Genomic DNA, 2123 nt, shown 5'->3' with positions numbered 1-2123 from the left:
ACTGCCTGCCGGAGATCGTCAACCAAATCTGGCAGGGGCGCGAAGCGGCGAAAAAACAGAGTAACAAGCCGCTGTCGCAGGCGCAGAAAATTATCATGAACGCTTTTTATGGCGTGCTCGGCACCAGCGCCGCCGCTTTTCCATCTCAGGTGCAGAACGCTGAACCCATCGATAAATCGTGGGGTGATCGACATTTACCCCTCGCTCAGCCAGCATCTCCTGCAGCTCAGGATAACTGATGCCATATTTGCAGTACCAGCGGACGGCCCACAGGATAATATGACGCTCAAAATGTCGACCTTTAAATGGGTTCATGTGCTGCTCCTTCAACTAGACAGTGGCATCAGTTTACCATCGCCAGATCTTTGCAACAGTGCCGTAATAAAAGCGGTTTACAGTCTGGCCAATAGATATTCTGTCCGCTGCTCAAAACCGCTTCTGATAATATTACGGATGCCCCCGTTTATCTCCGTGCTTAATTATGCCTGTTGCCTGCCCACGCCAGGAACAGGTAGAACGCCGACAGCACGGGCGTGCCGATCAGGTAGACCGGGCAGAACTAGCCCGCCGCCTCATGGAGGGGCGACAGGGACCAGGAGAAAAAGACTTTTCCGGCAAGGATAACCACCCCGATAAAAGCTGGAGCCAGCACAGGCAGATAAGGTAAAAACAGCTCACCCTCTAACACCGCTGGAGTCACGCTGTAAGGATTGTGCAGGAAAAGGCGGCAAACAGCCCCATGTACACCATAAACTGCGCGACAGCGAACACTCTGTTTCACTGTGGCAATGACGGTTCGCGACAGACAATCAACATACTTCCTCCTTTAAATGATCAGGCCGTGGCGCTGAATGTCTGGCCGGACAGTGGCTTCAGACGAGTCAGGTCAATCTTCTGTTCCGCGTGATACAGGCTGTAGGCGTCTTGCAACCCCAGCCAGAACTCCGGCGTACTGCCGATAACACGCGACAGGCGCACAGCCATTTCAGGGCTGATTGCGATCTGCTCCTTGGTCAGGCGTTGAAGCGTGGAAGCCGACACATCGAGAGCCAGCGCCACGTCACGTAGCGAGAGGTTCAGCGCGGCAATGTTGTCCGCAACAAGCGAACCCGGATGGGGCGGATTGTGCATTTTCATCAGTGGTAATCCTCATAGTTAAGAATAAACGCATCGCCGTCGGTGAATTCGAAGGTGATACGCCAGTTAGCCCTGACCGTGACTGACCAGACGTTTTTACGGTCGCCTTTGAGTCTGTGCAGCCGCAGAGACGGTAGGCTTAGATCGGTGATGGCTTTAGCCTGGTTTATCGAGGCCAGACATTTACGCAGGCTGTCCTCATGGACCGGGATCACCCCGGCTGTGTTGCCCGTTTCAAAAAAACGTTTTAGCCCCTTATGCTTGAATGATTTAATCATCTTGTTTTCCTTTAAGACGTTAAAATCATTATAAGTGCATGATGCACATCATGCAACAAAAAAAGGCGCAATATCACGCAAATTTCTGCCCGGAAGAGCGGATTATTCATATTGGGGTTAGTTTGGAGATCGGAAATTTTTGTACGTTAAGCGCATTATTTAACCATTCGCGATGCGTAACGGATTGATTTTGCGTAAGCGGATATCGCTTTAAAGTTGTCGCTCTTGAGGTATCGCATTTAGGTTGTCCTATGAAGGTCTAAACCCCTGAGAACGCCATCTAGCGCTGGAGTACACCCTGCCGCAATAACCAAAACGTGACGACACACGATGAATGACATAACCTATATGCGATAGAATAAATGCAATAACTTAAATGCGATAATGCGGTGAAAAAATGTTCATCAGAGCTTATTTAAGGGCATCGACTGCCCCATTTCCACTCGAAACGCAACAAAGTGACCCACTGGCCAGACCCGGATAAAATCTCCGTTCTGGTCCTACTGGAGAGCCTGTTGCATGCAGGGAAAACATCTGACTCAGAAAGAGCGGTTCTACATTGAAAAGCGGCGTGGTGAAGGTGTCAAACCGGCTACCATCGTCAGGGAGCTTGATCTCCCGCGATCTACCATCAGCAGGGAACTCAGACGCAATACCGACCCCGCTTTTAACGGCGTTTACTCCTGCAGGAGAGCGGATTCGCTGGCA

The 2123-nt window shown here is 50.9% G+C and carries 3 protein-coding genes and 1 pseudogene; 1 reads left to right on the top strand and 3 read right to left on the bottom strand.

Features of this window, described 5'->3' with window-relative positions:
* Positions 1–123: 123 nt before the first annotated feature.
* From BBW68_RS15840 to BBW68_RS04860, 3 genes and pseudogenes are all read right to left on the bottom strand, one after another.
* Positions 124–315 (bottom strand): annotated as a pseudogene (locus BBW68_RS15840) (IS6 family transposase); the annotation flags it as partial.
* A gap of 519 nt (positions 316–834) precedes the next feature.
* Positions 835–1137, bottom strand: a complete 303-nt coding sequence (locus BBW68_RS04865; RefSeq protein WP_070134248.1) for a HigA family addiction module antitoxin — start codon at positions 1135–1137, stop codon at positions 835–837.
* Positions 1137–1415 (bottom strand): type II toxin-antitoxin system RelE/ParE family toxin, encoded by a 279-nt coding sequence (locus tag BBW68_RS04860; protein WP_070134247.1) that lies wholly within the window; start codon positions 1413–1415, stop codon positions 1137–1139. The genes BBW68_RS04865 and BBW68_RS04860 overlap by 1 nt, the downstream gene beginning before the upstream one ends.
* A 519-nt stretch (positions 1416–1934) precedes the next feature.
* Here BBW68_RS04860 and BBW68_RS04855 point away from each other — a divergent pair.
* Positions 1935–2123, top strand: a 189-nt coding sequence (locus BBW68_RS04855) for a helix-turn-helix domain-containing protein (protein WP_148127542.1), incomplete at its 3' end; no start/stop codon positions are given.

It is taken from the genome of Candidatus Erwinia dacicola (genome assembly GCF_001756855.1).
In the GTDB taxonomy this organism is placed as follows: Bacteria; Pseudomonadota; Gammaproteobacteria; order Enterobacterales; family Enterobacteriaceae; genus Erwinia; species Erwinia dacicola.
This window is presented reverse-complemented; position numbering and strand designations above follow the sequence as displayed.

Bases quoted from the DNA above. Each gene is read 5' to 3' on its own strand.
- BBW68_RS04865 (WP_070134248.1), bottom strand. From the start codon at position 1,137: ATGAAAATGCACAATCCGCCCCATCCGGGTTCGCTTGTTGCGGACAAC.
- BBW68_RS04860 (WP_070134247.1), bottom strand. From the start codon at position 1,415: ATGATTAAATCATTCAAGCATAAGGGGCTAAAACGTTTTTTTGAAACG.